The organism is Haloarcula onubensis, from assembly GCF_031624605.1.
In the GTDB taxonomy this organism is placed as follows: Archaea; Halobacteriota; Halobacteria; order Halobacteriales; family Haloarculaceae; genus Haloarcula; species Haloarcula onubensis.
This window is the reverse complement of record NZ_JAMQOS010000004.1, coordinates 201,372-217,493: the sequence shown is the minus strand read 5'-3', so window position 1 is coordinate 217,493 and position 16,122 is coordinate 201,372. Positions and strand designations below refer to the sequence as shown.

The 16,122-nt window shown below is 66.6% G+C and carries 16 protein-coding genes; 8 read left to right on the top strand and 8 right to left on the bottom strand.

From position 1 onward, the window contains the following. Window positions 1-2 precede the first annotated feature (2 nt). The 4 genes from crtD to NDI86_RS13130 are packed head-to-tail and all read left to right on the top strand — an operon-like array spanning window position 3 to window position 4,383. Window positions 3-1,490, top strand: a complete 1,488-nt coding sequence (gene crtD, locus NDI86_RS13145; RefSeq protein ID WP_310900895.1) for a carotenoid 3,4-desaturase — start codon at window positions 3-5, stop codon at window positions 1,488-1,490. Next, entirely contained in the window at window positions 1,487-2,368 is an 882-nt protein-coding gene (locus NDI86_RS13140) for a prenyltransferase (protein WP_310900894.1), read from the top strand. Before crtD ends, NDI86_RS13140 begins: the two co-directional genes overlap by 4 nt. Continuing rightward, the gene (gene cruF / locus NDI86_RS13135) at window positions 2,361-3,230 is read left to right on the top strand and encodes a bisanhydrobacterioruberin hydratase (RefSeq protein WP_310900893.1); all 870 of its coding nucleotides are present in this window, start codon (window positions 2,361-2,363) and stop codon (window positions 3,228-3,230) included. The genes NDI86_RS13140 and cruF overlap by 8 nt, the downstream gene beginning before the upstream one ends. 52 nt (window positions 3,231-3,282) lie before the next feature. Then, window positions 3,283-4,383: an NADH:flavin oxidoreductase/NADH oxidase gene (locus NDI86_RS13130; RefSeq protein WP_310900892.1), complete on the top strand. Its 1,101-nt coding sequence runs from the start codon at window positions 3,283-3,285 to the stop codon at window positions 4,381-4,383. Window positions 4,384-4,454: 71 nt separating this feature from the next. On the opposite strand, the gene NDI86_RS13125 is transcribed toward NDI86_RS13130, so the two are convergent. The 4 genes from NDI86_RS13125 to NDI86_RS13110 all read right to left on the bottom strand — a co-directional run bounded on the left by NDI86_RS13125 (window position 4,455) and on the right by NDI86_RS13110 (window position 6,813). Then, window positions 4,455-4,781, bottom strand: coding sequence for a DUF7979 domain-containing protein (locus tag NDI86_RS13125; protein WP_310900891.1), 327 nt, complete (start codon window positions 4,779-4,781; stop codon window positions 4,455-4,457). A 55-nt stretch (window positions 4,782-4,836) separates the two neighbouring features. After that, window positions 4,837-5,832 (bottom strand): DUF368 domain-containing protein, encoded by a 996-nt coding sequence (locus tag NDI86_RS13120; protein ID WP_310900890.1) that lies wholly within the window; start codon window positions 5,830-5,832, stop codon window positions 4,837-4,839. An 86-nt stretch (window positions 5,833-5,918) separates the two neighbouring features. Continuing rightward, complete coding sequence (locus NDI86_RS13115; protein ID WP_310900889.1) at window positions 5,919-6,164, bottom strand: Hsp20/alpha crystallin family protein; 246 nt, start codon at window positions 6,162-6,164, stop codon at window positions 5,919-5,921. A gap of 100 nt (window positions 6,165-6,264) precedes the next feature. Then, complete coding sequence (locus NDI86_RS13110) at window positions 6,265-6,813, bottom strand: metal-dependent hydrolase (protein WP_310900888.1); 549 nt, start codon at window positions 6,811-6,813, stop codon at window positions 6,265-6,267. Window positions 6,814-7,258: 445 nt separating this feature from the next. On the opposite strand from NDI86_RS13110, the gene NDI86_RS13105 reads away from it, so the two are divergent. Continuing rightward, window positions 7,259-7,531: a DUF7553 family protein gene (locus tag NDI86_RS13105; RefSeq protein ID WP_310900887.1), complete on the top strand. Its 273-nt coding sequence runs from the start codon at window positions 7,259-7,261 to the stop codon at window positions 7,529-7,531. A gap of 2 nt (window positions 7,532-7,533) precedes the next feature. On the opposite strand, the gene NDI86_RS13100 is transcribed toward NDI86_RS13105, so the two are convergent. The 4 genes from NDI86_RS13100 to NDI86_RS13085 form a co-directional block, all read right to left on the bottom strand. Beyond that, on the bottom strand, window positions 7,534-8,667 hold the full coding sequence (locus NDI86_RS13100; RefSeq protein WP_310900886.1) for a YihY/virulence factor BrkB family protein: 1,134 nt from the start codon (window positions 8,665-8,667) through the stop codon (window positions 7,534-7,536). Window positions 8,668-8,797: 130 nt separating this feature from the next. Beyond that, the gene (locus tag NDI86_RS13095; protein ID WP_310900885.1) at window positions 8,798-10,057 is read right to left on the bottom strand and encodes an ornithine cyclodeaminase, nickel-pincer nucleotide-dependent; all 1,260 of its coding nucleotides are present in this window, start codon (window positions 10,055-10,057) and stop codon (window positions 8,798-8,800) included. A gap of 558 nt (window positions 10,058-10,615) precedes the next feature. Then, complete coding sequence (locus tag NDI86_RS13090) at window positions 10,616-12,409, bottom strand: cytochrome c oxidase subunit I (protein ID WP_310900884.1); 1,794 nt, start codon at window positions 12,407-12,409, stop codon at window positions 10,616-10,618. Between the two features lie 390 nt (window positions 12,410-12,799). Further along, on the bottom strand, window positions 12,800-13,249 hold the full coding sequence (locus tag NDI86_RS13085; RefSeq protein ID WP_310900883.1) for a pyridoxamine 5'-phosphate oxidase family protein: 450 nt from the start codon (window positions 13,247-13,249) through the stop codon (window positions 12,800-12,802). Window positions 13,250-13,462: 213 nt separating this feature from the next. Between NDI86_RS13085 and NDI86_RS13080 the strand changes: the two genes are divergently transcribed. The 3 genes from NDI86_RS13080 to NDI86_RS13070 all read left to right on the top strand — a co-directional run bounded on the left by NDI86_RS13080 (window position 13,463) and on the right by NDI86_RS13070 (window position 15,959). Further along, complete coding sequence (locus tag NDI86_RS13080) at window positions 13,463-14,380, top strand: LLM class oxidoreductase (protein ID WP_310900882.1); 918 nt, start codon at window positions 13,463-13,465, stop codon at window positions 14,378-14,380. A gap of 119 nt (window positions 14,381-14,499) precedes the next feature. Beyond that, window positions 14,500-14,718, top strand: coding sequence for a hypothetical protein (locus NDI86_RS13075; RefSeq protein WP_310900881.1), 219 nt, complete (start codon window positions 14,500-14,502; stop codon window positions 14,716-14,718). Then, window positions 14,718-15,959: a CDP-glycerol glycerophosphotransferase family protein gene (locus NDI86_RS13070; RefSeq protein ID WP_310900880.1), complete on the top strand. Its 1,242-nt coding sequence runs from the start codon at window positions 14,718-14,720 to the stop codon at window positions 15,957-15,959. Before NDI86_RS13075 ends, NDI86_RS13070 begins: the two co-directional genes overlap by 1 nt. Window positions 15,960-16,122: the final 163 nt, after the last annotated feature.

The following is a 16,122-nucleotide window of genomic DNA, read 5'->3' as shown; positions in this document are numbered from 1 at the left end:
CAATGAGTGACCTGTCCGGAGACGAGGTTGTCGTGGTGGGCGGTGGGTTCGGTGGCCTCTCGGCGGCCTGCTATCTGGCCGACGCCGGCGCGGACGTCCGCGTCCTGGAGAAAAACGAACAGGTCGGGGGGCGCGCCTCCCGGCTGGAAGCGGACGGCTTCACGTTCGACATGGGCCCCTCCTGGTATCTGATGCCCGACGTGTTCGAGCGGTTCTTCGCGTACTTCGGGCACGAACCAGAGGACTTCTACCACCTCGAACGACTGGACCCCCACTACCGCATCTTCTTCAAGGACGGCGACCGGCTCGACGTGACCGGGAACAACGACGAGATGCGCGAGCTGTTCGAATCGTACGAGCCCGGCGCGGGCGAGGCCTTCGAGGAGTACCTCGACACCAGCGAGACCCACTACGAGACGGCGATGGAGAAGTTCGTCTACGAGGACCGCTCGCGGCTCCGGGACTGGGTCGACCTGGACGTGATGACCGCCGCCCCCATCGGCCTGCAACTGCTGGGCACGATGCAAGGCCACGTCTCCGACTACTTCCAGCACCCAAAACTCCAGCAGATAATGCAGTACACGCTCGTGTTCCTGGGTGGCTCGCCGAAGAACACGCCCGCGCTCTACAACATGATGAGCCACGTCGACTTCAACCTCGGCGTCTACTACCCCGATGGGGGCATCGCCGCCGTCGTCGACGCGCTGGTCGAACTCGGCGAGGGGATGGGTGTGACCTACGAGACCGACAGCGAGGTGACCGAGATATCCCGGCGGAAGGAGGGCTTTCTCGTCGAGACGGTCCACGGCGACACGTACCACCCCGACGAGGTCGTCGTCAACGCGGACTACGGCCACGCCGAGCGGGAACTGCTCCCCGACCACGAGCGCCAGTACGACGACGAGTACTGGGAGAAGAAGACGTACGCGCCCTCCGCTTTCCTCATGTACATGGGCGTCGAGGGCGACGTGGACCCACTTGCCCACCACACCCTCGTGCTCCCGACCGACTGGGACCCCCACTTCGACGATATCTTCGAGGAACCCGAGTGGCCCGACGAGCCGGCCTACTACCTCTGTGTCCCCAGCGAGACCGACCCCTCCGTCGCACCGGAAGGCCACTCCAACCTGTTCGTGCTGGTCCCCATCGCGCCCGGGTTACACGACGAAGACACCATCCGCGAGGAGTACCGCGAGAAGATACTCGCAGACATCGCCGAACACACCGGCGTCGACCTCCGTGACCGCATCGTCTACGAGAAGCAGTTCGCCGTCTCCGACTTCGGCGAGCGGTACAACGCCACCGAGGGCACGGCGCTCGGGCTGGCCCATACCCTGCGCCAGACCGCCTTGCTGCGTCCGAACAACCGTTCGTCGGCCGTCGACGGGCTCTACTTCACGGGCTCTTTCACGACGCCCGGCGTCGGGGTCCCGATGTGTCTCATCAGCGGCGAACACACGGCCAAGCGACTCATCGACGAGCACGAATGAGCACCGTGACGGACCGTCTGACCAGCGTGCTACCGAGCGAGGAGAGCCGGCCGGGCTACCTGTTCTGGCTCTCCCGGCCCCGGTTCTGGCTCTATCAGGGCGGCCCCGTCGTGGTGGCGGTGACGTACGCGGCCGACGGACCGGCTGAGCTGTTCTCGCCGCTTTCCGTGGCGCTCTTCCTGTACTTCACGATTCCGGCCAACGTCTTCCTCTACGGCGTCAACGACGTCTTCGACCGGGACATCGACCAGGACAACCCGAAGAAAGACGAGGGTCGCGAGGTCAGCTACCGCGGGGACCGCGTCGTCGTCGCGGCAATCGTCGCGTCTGGCTTGCTGGCCGCCGGCTTCCTCCCGTGGCTCCCGCCGCTTGGCGTCGCCGCGCTGCTGGGGTGGGCCGCCCTCTCCGTCGAGTACTCCGCCCCGCCGCTGCGGTTCAAGACGACGCCGTTTCTGGACTCGCTGTCGAACGGGCTCTACATCCTGCCGGGCGTCGTCGCCTACGCCGCCGTCGAGGGGGTGGCCCCGCCCGCGAGCGCCGTCGCCGGCGCGTGGCTCTGGACGATGGGGATGCACACCTTCTCCGCGATTCCGGACATCGAACCGGACCGCGAGGCCGGCATCGAGACGACGGCGACGTTCCTGGGCGAGTCCAACACCTACTACTACTGCGTGATGTGCTGGCTCTCGGCCGCGTTCGTCTTCACCTACACCCACTGGGTGTTCGGGCTGCTGTTGCTCGTCTACCCGGGACTCGTCTTTGGCATCCTCGCCGCCGGCGTCGACATCGACGAGGCCTACTGGTGGTATCCGGCCATCAACACGCTCGTCGGCATGACGTTCACCCTCGTGGGGCTGTGGGTGATGCTGTATGGCTGACGGGGTCGCGGGCTGGACGGTGCCCGAGGACCGCCACGAGGTGGCCGCCCGACTCGACGCGCTGGTCCGCGAGAACCGCTTTACCATCGCCGTCGTCTTCCCCCTCGTCGGCGCGGTGACGCTGCTCGCGAGCGCCGAGGGACTGCTGCCGCCACCACTCGCGTTCAACCCCTTCTTCGTCCTGTTCGGGACGCTGGTCATGCGCCTGCCGCTGGTCGCCGGCGTCGCACCGCTGTTAGACCGCAGGGCGACGGCCGCGCTCGCGGCGCTGACGCTGTACGCCTACGCCATCGAACTCGTCGGCGTGCGCACCGGCTGGCCCTACGGCGAGTTCGCCTACGGCGTCGACCTGGGGCCGATGCTGTTCGGCGAGGTGCCCCTTGGCCTGCCCGTCTTCTTCTTCCCGCTCGTCCTCAACGCCTATCTGCTTGTCCTGTTGCTGTTTGGCGAGCGGGCCAACTCGGCGCCGCTGCGACTCCCGGCGACGCTCGCGACGGTCATCCTGGTCGACCTGGTGCTGGACCCCGGCGCCGTCGCCATCGGCTTCTGGATATACGAGTCCGGGGGGTTCTACGGCGTCCCGTGGTCGAACTACCTCGGGTGGCTGCTGTCGGGCGCGGTGGCCGTCCTCTGTTTCGACCTCGGCTTCGACCGCGCCGGCCTGCGCCGCCGGCTGGACGACTGCGAGTTCATGCTCGACGACTTGGTGAGTTTCGTCCTGCTGTGGGGCGGTATCAACCTCTTCTACGCGAACTGGCTTCCCGTCGCGCTGGCCGCGCTGCTTGGGGCTGGGCTGCTCAAGACCGAGCGCTTCGACTTCGACCTCTCGGAGACGCGGCTGGGCGGCGCCGTCTGGCGGTGACGGCGTTTCCGATACCCCGGCGGTTATCAGACGCGCGGGCGAACTGTCGCCGATGGCCGCCCTGTTTACCCCCGTGACTCTCCGCGAGACGACGATACCCAACCGCGTGATGGTCTCCCCGATGTGTCAGTACTCCTGTGAGGCCCGCGACGGCGTCGCGACCGACTGGCACCGGACCCACCTCACCTCCCGCGCCGTCGGCGGCGCCGGGGTCGTGATGACGGAGGCCACGGCCGTCGAGGCCCGCGGCCGCATCTCCCCCGAGGACCTGGGCATCTGGACCGACGAGCAGGCCGCGGCGCTCGAACCCATCGCCGAGTTCGTCCGCGAGCGGGGGAGCGTCCCCGGCATCCAGTTGGCCCACGCCGGTCGGAAGGCGTCGACGAGTCGGCCGTGGGCGGGTCACGAACCGCTCCAGCCCGGCGACGGTGGCTGGGACGTCGTCGGCCCGAGCGGCGAGCCCTGGCCCTACGAGGACGAGCCACCGGCGACCCACCGGCTCGACGTGGACGACATCGACGCCGTCGTCCAGTCGTTCCGCGACGCGGCCGAGCGCGCCCGCGACGCCGGGTTCGAAGTCGCCGAGGTCCACGCCGCACACGGCTACCTGCTGCACGAGTTCCTCTCGCCGGTGACCAACCACAGGGAAGACGACTACGGCGGCGACTTCGAGGGCCGGACGCGACTCGCGCGCGAGGTCACCGCCGCGGTGCGTGAGGTCTGGCCGGACGGGAAGCCGGTCTTCGTGCGCATCTCCGCGACCGACTGGCTCCCCGACCGGGCGTCCTGGACCGTCGCCGACTCGGTTCGACTGGCCGGCGACCTGGCCGAGGTGGGCGCGGACCTAATCGACGTGAGCGGCGGCGGCATCCACCCGAACTCCCGCCCCGAGCGGACCGGGCCGAACTACCAGCTCCCCTACGCCGAGCGCATCCGGGAGGAGGCGTCGGCAGATATCGCCGTCGGCGCTGTCGGCGGTATCACAACGCCCGAACAGGCCGAGGCCGTCGTCGCCAACGACCGGGCTGACCTGGCCATCGTCGGGCGCGAACACCTCCGTGACCCCTACTTCGCCCTCCACGCGGCCCGGGCGCTGGACGCCACCGACGAAATCGAGGGGCCGCCCCAGTACCGCCGGGCGTTCGGGTTCTGAACGGTTTCTCGTAGCGAGTTACCCGGTACGCGCCGACCCCTGGTCGGTGTATCCGGAGATAACCCGTCTGATTAGTTCCCGACGGCGACGGCCACCTGGTAGGTCCGGTTCCGGTACCGGACGTAGTGGTTGTCGACGAAGACCACGTAGTCTGTGTCGGGCGGGATGTCGACCATCTCCGTACTGTTTCGCGCCCGCTCGAAAACCTCCTGCTGGGCCGGCGAGAGGTCATCGAACGCGACGGTCTCGTTCCCGGAGACGTTCCCGTCGGCCGTGTCGACATCGAGGTACGCGGCGCTACTGTGGGTGTTCTGACCGGCGAAGATGGCGTACGCGCCGAAACCGCCGACCGCGAGGGTCAGCGCACACCCGGCGAGGAGCCAGTAGCCACGGTCCATACCGAGCGGTCGGCAAGCGGTCCTAAGTGCTTTGTGCGAGGATGAGGCCGCCGAGCTACACCGAGTCCAGGTCGAGGTCGACGGCGTACCAGTCAAGCACCAGCAGGAAGACGCTCCCGACCAGCGCCGCGGCGGCGAACGCGAGAATCACGTCGGTTGAGAACCCGACCTCGCTCCCGACCTCCTGGACGGGCGCGCGCAGGGCGCCGACGACGAGCGCGACGAGGAACGCCATCGTCGCCCGTCGGTTGCGGTCGAGCGCGCGGCGGACGACCCGTGAGACGGTGAACAGGCCGACGAGTCCGCCGGCGATGAACGTCGCGACGACGAGGGCGTCGTCGACGAGCGACCCGCTCGGCGCCCCGGTCACGGCCGACAGCAGGCCGTCGACGAACCGACTGAGCGTGTCCGACATGAACGTGTACTGGCCGAGGATGACCAGCAAGAGCGACCCCGAGATACCGGGGAGTATCATCGCGCTGACAGCGACCGCGCCGGCGACGAAGACGACGACGAGCGCGTGACTCGCGAGGAAGGGAGTGGGCCCCGACAGCAGGAAGGCGATGGTGAAACCGACCACGCCCGCCGCCACCGGGAACGCGGAGTCGACGGTGAGCTCCCGGAGCAGGACGACCGCCGAGGCGGCGATGAGGCCGAAGAAGAAGCCAAACAGGAGCGTCGGGTACGCCTGGTTCAGGAAGTGAACCGCCCGGGTGACCAGCACGACGGCGGTCCCGACCCCCGCGGCCAGCGCCAGCCCGAACCAGCCGTCTATCTCGTCGAAGATAGACAGCGCGCCCCGGAAGTCGAATCCGCCGTCGAGCGGCGTCAGCGACCGCAGGAAGGTCGCGATTCGGTCGGGCGTGATGGCGTTTATCATCGCGATGAGCCGCCCGTAGATGCCGGCGATGAGCGCGATGGTCCCGCCCGAGACGCCCGGGACGGCGTCGGCGCTCCCCATGCAGATGCCGATAGCGAACGTCCGCGCCCACTCCCGTACCGGCGGCACGGAACCACTGAGCGTCGGTAGCTTCTCCGGCGGCGTTGTCATTGGAGAGAGCTACCGCCAAGCGAGTGAAATCTCTTGTGGAGTTGGGGCGGTGCAGGCAGTCGGTCACCGGAAGCCGGAAAGTCGCCCTACGCGGAGCCTTCGACGACGAGCACGCCGTTCCGTAGCGACGCGGTTCCCCCGTCGTCGGGCAAGTCGATGTCGATTTCGGTCCGCAGCATCGGCGTGTCGACGGCGACGACGGCCGTGTCGTCGATGAGTTCGACGGTCACCTCGTCGTCGGCGAGCGGGCGGAGGTCGGCGGCTACCGTCCACCCGTCGTCGTATTCCATGCGAGAGATTTCGAGGTCGTGCTGTCGTTCGGTCGCGTCCATCTGACCGTCGGTAGGGCCGCGACCGGCATAGGGGGTCGGTTGGCAGGCGCCGAACCCCGCCCCGGGTCGCCGTCTCCCACGCGCTCGTCCCGCCCGCGAACTACCGTCGGCTGGAGAGGGCGCGCCCGGCGGCCGACTCGTCCGCAGTAGTGTCGTCGACCGTCGGTCCGCTGGCCGAGACGCTGTATGTACACAGGAGCGCCGCGGTACCGCCGACGACCAGCAGCATGTTCGCCGTCGGCGAGCTGGCACGTACCACGTCGAGGGAGTAGACGGTCCGCGACCCGGGGAACAGGAGCCGGATACCCATCGGCGTGATGATGTCGCCAACGAGGTGACTGACGACACCGGCCACGCCGACGAGATAACAGACGACGGTTGACTCCCCTCCGAGGCCGGGCGAGTGCGGTCTGGCGAGTCGGAATCCCACCGCTACGAGGGCTCCGGCGACCACGGCCGCAAGTAACGTGTGCGTGATGCCGCGGTGGACCAGCCCGGGGAGCAGTTTATCCGCGTCGGGCAGGAGGGAGAGCGCGACCCCCACCTGCAGACACTCTCTCGCGGCCTCCCGGCGACCGCGAAGCCGGAACCAGCACACGACCGGCGCGAACAGCAGCGCGGTAAGCCCAACGTGACCCGGCGGATACATCGTCCTACTGGTCCGGAAATAGCGGGTTAACAGTTTGCACCAGGTACTATCCGGGTGGCTACGGAAAGTGCGGTAGTCGTTACGAGACGGGCTTGTTTACTCCAGAGATGCTCGCTCTCGCGGCCGTCTGAACACCAGGCCCCATCCCGTCGCTCGGGGTATGCGTCGCTTACCGGCGGAGACCCGCAGACGGCGATTCGAGAGTCGGCTATCCGGCCGTGAGTCGGACCCGCCACAAGTGTGACGGGGCCATATATAGGAAATCATTGCCGTCATCATTGACTGTGGCACCGGGAAGCCTCGGCCCCGGATGTGGGGCGTGTCGTCGGGTGAGGGCCGTCGCAAGCGCCAGAGCCACCGAGACGGACCGCCGCCGACATCACAGATAGGTGCAGGAACCCCCACCAGAGGAACTGATTTACATCGCTTCCAAGAACACCACGCTATGACGCGCGAAGAACTCGCGACAGCCAGCGACCTGCTCGAATCGGCCGCCGCGGACACCGGAGACGCCGACGCCAGCGACCGCCTCGCGGACCTCGCCGGTCAGCTAGAGCGCCTGTCGACCGCCGACCGTGGCCCCGACCACGGACGGCTCGCCCGCATCCAGTCGGCGCTGAACGACCTCGGGAGCGGCGACGGGGCCGACGTGGCCGACGCTATCGACGAGGCCGACGCGGCCATCAACGAGTACCGCTCGGACCTCGAAGGGGTCTGACCTCAGTCGCCGGACTGGGACTCGCTCGCGACCGGGTCGGTGTCGGCAGTCGCGTCCGCTTCCGGTTCCTTGCGGGTCGCCAGATAGTCGACCAGTTCGTCGTCCGAGAACTGCCAGCGGAGCGTCACCATCCACTCGTTTTCCTCGCCTTCTGTCGTCGACTCCTCGACGAGTTCGATGTCACCCGTCGGTTTCGGGCGCGGCCCGACCATGTCCGTGCGCCGGTGGGTGCCCCGCTCGGTCAGCAACTCGGTTCGGAGGTCCGCGAGGAAGGCCGCGAGTGCGGCGTCGTCGAACGACTCCGACCGCTCGGTAGTGAAGTGCGAACTCGCTCGGCCGACCCCGCCGGGACCACCCAGCGAGTGGTGGCCGACGGCCGCGTTGACCACGGCCCCGAGCAGGAGGACGAGCGCCGAGAAGTAGAGGTACGTAATCACGACGATGACGCCCCCGAAGAAGCTCCCCGCGCTCGGGTCGGAGACGGAGAGGTAGACCTGGAAGAGCCCCTGTAGCGCCCCCCAGCCGACGGCGGCGAGGACGACGCCGGGGAGGACGTCGCGGACGCCGAGGTCGGCGTCGGGAAACACGTAGTAAATCGGGTAGAACGCGACGACGAGGCCGGCGAGCAGCGCCACCGGCGTCAGCCACTGGCTGTAGGGAATCTGGTCGGTGAGCGCCCCGAGGACGACGCTCGACCCGACCATCGCCACGAGCGCGAGCGAGAGCGCGACGAGGACGACGAGTCCGTCGCGGAACTTATCGACGAGCGACGAGGTCCCGGTGGTCTCGTAGATCTCGGAGAACGCCGTATCGAGCCCGCGGAATATCTTGAGCGACCCCCATATCAGCACGAGCAGCCCGATGACCGACGCGCTCACGCCGTTGCCCCCGCCCCGTAACACCTGGGTCACGATTTCGGCTATCGGGCCCGGCAGCCAGGCGATGGCGCTCTGGACCAGCTGGCTCTCCAGCTCGACGCCGACGGTGGTAAAGAGGAGAAACAGGAGCAGTAGCAGGGGCGCCAGCGAGATGAAGGCGTTGTAGGCGAGGGCCGCCGCCATGAACGACACGTTCTTCTCCGAGAAGTCCGAGGCGATTCGCTTGCCGAAGTCGAGGGCGTCGGACCGTGTGACCATGGCCCCACTAGTCACTCGATTGAAAAGAGTGCGTGATACGAGTTTCCCGTCCGATGGTTCCGGTGTCGTCACCGGCTACGTACCAGCGAGTCTACCCTGTCCGCGAGCGGGCGGTCGCGGCGGGCCGAGTCTAGGCGTCTTCCGCGAGCGTCTCTGCCAGCAGCGGGACGAACGTACCGACGTCGGTGACCATCCCGACGGCCTGTGCGCTCCCGCGGTCGAGCAGTTGCGTGACCGTCGCGGGGTTGATGTCGACGCAGACGACGGGCGTCGTCGATGGGAGGCAGTTGCCGACGGCGACGGAGTGAAGCAGGGTCGACAGCATCAGGACCATGTCGGCCTCGTGGGCCTGTTCGCGGATGGCGTTCTGTGCCTCGACGGCGTCCGTGATGGTGTCGGGCAGCGGCCCGTCGTCCCGGATAGAGCCCGCCAGCACGTAGGGCCGGTCGTTGACCACGCACTCGTACATCACGCCGGATTCGATGGTGCCCGACTCGACGGCCGCCTCGATGCCGCCCTCGCGGATGACCTCGCTGATGGCGTAGATGTGGTGCTTGTGACCGTGGCGGGCGTGGTCGAGCGTCTCCGTGTCGACCCCCAGCGAGGTGCCATAGAGGTCGCGCTCGATGTCGTGGACGGCGAAGCCGTTGCCGGCCGAGAGCATGTCGACGTGGCCCTCGCGAACGAGGCGGGCGAGGTCCTCACGTGCCCCGGAGTGGATGAGCGCCGGCCCACAGACGGCGAGGACGGAGCCCCCCGCCTCGTTCGTCTCACGCATCGCGGTGGCTATCTTCCGGATGGTCGACTCGGAGGGCCGTTCCGCGGAGACGCCGCCCTGCATGAAGCCGAAGGTCCCGCCCGCGTCGCGGGGCCGCTCCGGCGGTTCGACCCTGATGCCGCTGTCGCCCGTGACGATGCGGTCGCCCGCCTCCACGGCGTTCAGGACCTTCGTGTACGCCCGCGGGCCGGTGTCCGAGCCGTCCGCCAGTCGGTCGTCGTCGGCCGGTTCGACCACGATAGCACAGTCCATCTCCATGTTCTCGACCGGGAGCCACTCGTCGTCGTGGCGGACGAACGTCGGGTGGTTCGTGGTGGAGTAGAAGCCGTGTGGGACGACCCGGTCCGCCGGCGCCGGTTCAAGCGTCGCGTCTGTCGGGTCGGCCGGGTTCGCGCCGTGCTGGTGGAGTTCGTGGACGATGGACTGCAGCGTCTCCGGGTCGTCGGCCTCGACGAGCAGGCGAGCGTAGGACGGTTCCTCCTTTCGTCGGCCGATGTCGAACGCCTCGACGGTGAAGGAGCCGCCCATGTCCATGACGATGCTGAAAGCGGCCCCCATCGTCCCGGAGTCGATGATGTGACCCTCCAGTTCCACCTCACGAGTGACCGTCATACTGGCTCTTGGTAACGTGCTCCAAAGACGGTTTGGGTGGGACCGCCCCGCTCAAATCCCCGTTCTGTGACGGGTTTCAGAGCCCTTCCGTACACAGCGGGTGTATTCAGCGTCGTCACTTCTCCCGTTTCCGGGATATCGAAGCCAAAGCTCTCTGCACCGTCTCCGGCGGTGATGTAGTGAACGTGTCGCCGTCAGTCGGGCGTGAGTGCTCCTCTGAGGCCTGGTGACGGTTTGGCACTGCTCGATATCTGTCGGTACCGGCGGACCGATACACCGGATGAAACCTGTCCGACTGGTGTCTTCAGTTCGGCCGCTGAGCCGGCCGTTCACTGAACCTGGTCGCCCCCACGCCAGTCGGGACGGTCGATAGCACCATCGCAAAACGCGTTTGACACCGCAGGCTGCAGTCGTTCAGATACTGTACTGAAACCGAAACCTCGAACAGTACCGCCGGCAGCGTCAGTCGACGGTCGGTTCGCCGCCGGGCCGGACCCTCGCCTCAATCGTCCGATTTCGGCTCACCACCGTCAGAGCCGCGCTCTGACGACCCTCGCCTCAATCGTCCGATTTCGGCTCACCACCGTCGGTCAGCGTCGATTGCTCCGCGTCCTCGCCGCCGTCGGTGACGGCCGTCTCCAGTTTGCGGTCGAACCAGGTCCACTCCTTGTCGAGCATCCCGTCGCGTTCGAGGTTCCACGGGTCGCCGTCCTCGACTTTCGGCCCCTCGAGCCACGACTGCAGCAGGTTCCAGACGAAGATGAGCTGCCCGACCAGCAGGATAAAGGCCCCCGCAGTGGCCAGCAGGTGGAACGTACTGACCTGTGCCAGCGGCGCGATGGCGCCGTCGAACTGGTAGGTCGCGTACCGGCGCGGCATCCCGAGATAGCCAAGCGCCAGCATCGCGAAGAAGGTCAGGTTAGTCCCGAGTATCGAGAGCCAGAAGTGGGCCTTCCCGAGCGTGCGCTGGTACATCCGGCCGGTGAACACCGGGAACCAGTAGTAGACGCCCGCGAAGAACCCGAAACCGAGAGCGCCCATGACGATGTAGTGGAAGTGCCCGACGACGTAGTAGGTGTCGTGCAACACCAGGTCGACGGGGATGGCGGCGAGGAAGACGCCGGTGACGCCGCCGATGATGAAGTTCGAGACGAAGCCGATACAGAACAGCATCGGCGTGGCCAGTCGAAGGCGGCCGTTCCACATCGTCGTAATCCAGTTGAACGTCTTGACCGCGCTCGGTATCGAGATAGCTATCGAGACGGCCATGAAGGAGGCTCGCAGGCGTGGGTCCATCCCCGTCGAGAACATGTGGTGGGCCCACACGCCAAAGGAGAGGACGCCGATAGCCAGCGTCGAGTAGACGACGAACTTGAACCCGAACAGCTTGCGGCCCGAGAACTTCGGCAGGATGAGGCTGACCAGCCCCATCGGCGGCAACACGAGGATGTACACCTCGGGGTGGCCGAAGAACCAGAAGAGGTGTTGCCACAGCAGCGGACCGCCGCCCTCCACCGCGAAGAACGTCGTTCCGAGGTTCCGGTCCAGCAACAGCATGACGAGGGCAGAGCCAAGCAGCGGGAACGAAAAGAGAATGAGCCCCGACTGGGCGGCGATAGTCCACGAGAAGATGTCGAGGTTCGCCCAGGTGACGTCCTCGCCGCGTTCGGTGAAGACGGTCACGATGAAGTTGATGGCGCCCATCGTCGCGGCGACCCCCGAGAGGTGTAGCCCCAGCAACATCAGGTCGACGCCGGGGTTGGCCTGCTCGACCGACAGCGGCGTGTACATCGTCCAGGCGGTCTGTGCCGGTTCAATCATGTTCTGGGTGACCGGCGCGAGGAAGAAGCCGGCCCAGATGAGCAGTGCCGCCGGCGGGAGCAGCCAGAACGCGATGGCGTTGATGCGCGGGAACGCCATGTCGTCGGCGCCGATGAGCAGCGGGATGAAGTAGTTCGCGAAGGCGGCGATGATAGGGGTCCCAAAGAGGAACAGCATCGTGATGCCGTGGCTCGTCAGGATGGAGTTGTAGGCGTTCGCCCCCAGAATCGCCCCGCCCGGCGTGATGAGCTGGACGCGGATGAGCACCGCCATGATACCCCCGACGGCGAAGGCGATGATACCGTACAGCCCGTACAGCAGTCCGATGTCCTTGTGGTCGACGGTCGTCAGCCAGCGGATGAGCCCCGCGGGTTTCTCCCGGTTGAGGACGACGGCGTCCTCGCCCGTCGCTGTCCCACCTCCGGCCAGCGGCGTGTACGACCGCCAGTTCTCGATGCGCGTGAGTAACGCGATGACGCCGACGAGGAGGACGGCCATCAACCCCGTCAGCACTAGATCTCCTGCAGCCATATGCAGGAACCAAACACCTGTCACCGGATTGTTCTGTACCTTATATGTATAACGTATTTTTATCGGATGGGAAACTCTCGTGAGCTCCTACCCCCTTCAGCGTGTCACTGGTCTAATATTTCCCTCACATATCCAGTTGGGTGTGTCTCAGTCCTCCTCCAAAGGGGCGCTATGCTCGCCAGTGGAAGTGTCGGTCTGGTCGGTCGGCCCGTATTCGAGTTGAACCAACTGGACACAGGGAACTCCCTCCGTTGGAGGCGTCAGAGTTCGACAGCGACCTCGTGTGAGATACGGGGAGTAGCTACAGCGAATCCACGAGCCAGGGCGTTCTGTACAGCGTTGCCAGGGGTGCCTGCCGGCCGTCAACGGTCTTCGACGGACAGCGGACGCTCACTCCTCTGACCGAATCTGTTTGCGGCCGGTGAGTTGGTCGGGAACCAGACGGAACTTTCGGAAGGCGACGTCCTCCGGAGGTTCCTCGAAGATATCGACGACCGGGACATCGACCCCCCATCGTTCCTGGATGGCACTCGACTCGTAGGGTTCGTCAGTCAGGTCCTCGAGCGACCCGGTCGCGACGACACTCCGCCACCCTTCGTCCGCCTGGTCGTGCGTGACGAAAGAAACCGGCCGAGCGACGAGCGCTTCCTTCTCACTCCCGGGCGGGAGTGCCAGCCGGAAGTGGAAGTGTTTGACGTCACTGTTGAACCCGTACGACACCGGTATGGAGTACGGGGAGTCGTCGCTACTCGTCGAAAACGAGATGACGCCCGTTCCGCCGTCCCCGAGAAACGCGGTCAGTTCGTCTTCGGTCATTCGTGGCCAGCGAAGGTTCTCCATACGAGATAATGATCCCACACTGACAAAAGGGTGAGGACGAACTCGCTCTCCCGACGAGGGCCCCGTTCCCCCTTCGAGAGGACACCGCCGAGTTCAGTGGAAGACGCTGACCGACGCGCGCACTGTACTCGGCACGCAGTCCCTGTCGATGGAACCGGACGAGGAAACAGTGAGACCCAAGCACCGATACGTCTCCGACCGCTATCGCCGCCGATGACCCGACGCGGCTACGAGAACGCCGGCTACCGGCGGCTGTTCGACGGCGACGGGCTCTCCGTCGGCCTGGGGCTCCCGTTGACCGGCGTCCGCGAATCGACCCCGCCTGTCGACGAGGAGGTCCGCTTGGCGAGCCACGCCGAGTCACTTGGCTTCGATGGCCTCTGGGCTCGCGATGTCCCCACCTACTGGCCCCGCTTTGGCGACGCTGGCGGCGCCTTCGATACCTGGCCGCTGCTCTCCCATCTGGCCGCCCACACCGACGACATCGCGCTGGGGACGTCGAGCATCGTCCTACCGCTTCGCCACCCCGTTCACGTCGCGAAGTCGGCCGCCACCGTCGACCGGCTCTCGGACGGTCGCCTCGTCCTCGGGGTCGCTTCCGGGGACCGTGACCCGGAGTATCCGGCCTTCGGCGTCGACCCCGACGAACGGGGCGAACTGGTCCGGGAGCGGATGGCGGCGTTGCGAGCAATCTGGCGCGAGGGGTTCCCCGAAATCGAGGGGTCCTGGGGCCGCCTCGACGGCGAACTCGACGTGCTGCCGAAGCCGACGACCGAGACGCTCGCGCTGTTGCCGACGGGGAACGCCCGCCAGTCTGACGAGTGGATAGCCCAGCACGGCGACGGCTGGCTGTTCTACCATCTGCCGGAGACGACGCTCACCTCGTATATCGACCGCTGGCGCGAGCGGACGACCGACAAGCCCTTCGCCATCGCCGTCCGGGTGGCCCTGGCCGACGACCCGACGGCCGACCCCGAACCGCTGCATCTCGGCTATCGCGCCGGCAGCGAGTGGTTCCGGGAGTACTTCGGTCGGCTCGAATCGCACGGGCTGGACCACGCCATCGTCGGACTGGAAGCCGACGACCCGGCAGCGGCGATGGAGACGTTCGCCGACGAAGTCCTCGACTAGACGCCCCGCAACTATCGGGGAACGATGTGACACAGCGGTTCGCTCGCCCGACTTGCCCGACAGCGACCGAAGACGAATCACACCGAGGGGTTTTCGTCCGCCGACCTGTAGTCGGCAGAGTGACACGTAACCGTCAGGTCGGCTTCGTGAGCCAGGCACACACCGGCGATATCAGCTGGCGAGAGAGTATCGGACAGGCTGTTGAATTCGGGTTCGACTTCGTCGAACTCTACATGGACGGGGCGGCTGAGCGGACGAACCTCGACGCCGCCTATCAGGGACTCTCGAAACGGAAGCTCGGCGGATGGTGGGCGGCCGTTCGTCCGCCGGAGTCGTGATGGCTCCACTCCGGCTATCCGGACTCCGTTCGAGCGCGCTCCCCTGTCTCGCATCCGCCCGGTCCTGGGCTTCGAGTGTATCTCTGACCGTCCGAGCGGCCACCCACCTGCTCGTCGAGCGGGCACTGCCCGCCGGTCGGCGTGACTCGACGCGATGGGTCTTCGGGACCCGCGGCGGCGAGGGGTTCGTCGACAACGCGAAGTACCTCTTTCTCCACGTCGCGAACGAACGACCGGAGATTCGGGCCGTGTGGCTCTCGAAGGACAAAGCGACGGTGGCGACGCTTCGCGCCAGGGGGTACGAGGCGTTCCTACCTACGAGTCCGACCGGGATGTACAACAGTTTACGGGCCGGCGTGGTGGTCGTGAGCCACGGAGTGGCGGACGTCAACCTCGCCTGTTCCGGGGGAGCGGATATCGTCCAGCTCTGGCACGGCATCCCCCTCAAGTCGATCGCCTGGGACGCGGAGCTGTCGGACCGACCGGCCCCGGAACGGCTCGCTCGCGCCTCGCTCCTGGACCGCACAGACGTGGTGTCGATTACCGCATCGACACTGGTCGAGCCGTTCAGTTCGGGGTTTCGCATCGATTCCGACCGCCTCGTGGTGTCCGGGTATCCTCGCCTCGACGCCCTGCTGGACCCGGTGGACGACGAGGACATCGGCGTGGACGCGGCAGCGGCGCTCGAAGCTAGACGTACCGGGGCCGACCGCCCCGTAATCGGCTTTCTCCCGACGTTCCGTGATTCGGCCGCCGACCGCGCGTCGACTGTCTACGATTTCGAGGCGCTCGCGGCGTTCCTGGCCGAGCGCGACGCCTTGGCCCTCGTCAAGTTCCACCCCAACGAGTCCGTCGAACTCGACCGGGAACACCCGCGACTCGTGCAGGTCGACCCCGAGACGGACCCGTATCCGCTACTCCGGTATGTGGATGTCCTCGTCACGGACTACTCGTCGGTAGCCTTCGATTTCCTCCTGCTGGACCGGCCCATCGTGTACTTCCCGTACGACCTCTCGACATATCGCGAGGAACGGGGGTTCTACTTCGACTACGAGTCGGTCACGCCGGGCCTGCGGGCGACCGATTTCGAGGGGCTCCTCGACGCGGTGGGGACAGCCCTCGACGACGACGCGTACACCGCCCGTCGACGGGCGGTCAGAGAGCGGTTCTTCGACCGCGTCGACTCCGGGCACGCCGAGCGGGCTTACCGGGCGATAGTGGCGCACCTCGACGGACAGTAACGCCCTCGACGGCCCGAGACCGTCGTTCCTGAGCGGTCGAACGAGCCCGACAGCCCGAGTCGGACGTTTTGGAACAGTTTTATGCTTAGCGGGGTCTTACCGGCGCTGACGACGTGCTGGGATATCCGCCCCACCCATCTAACGAACGAGTTCGGTCGATTCA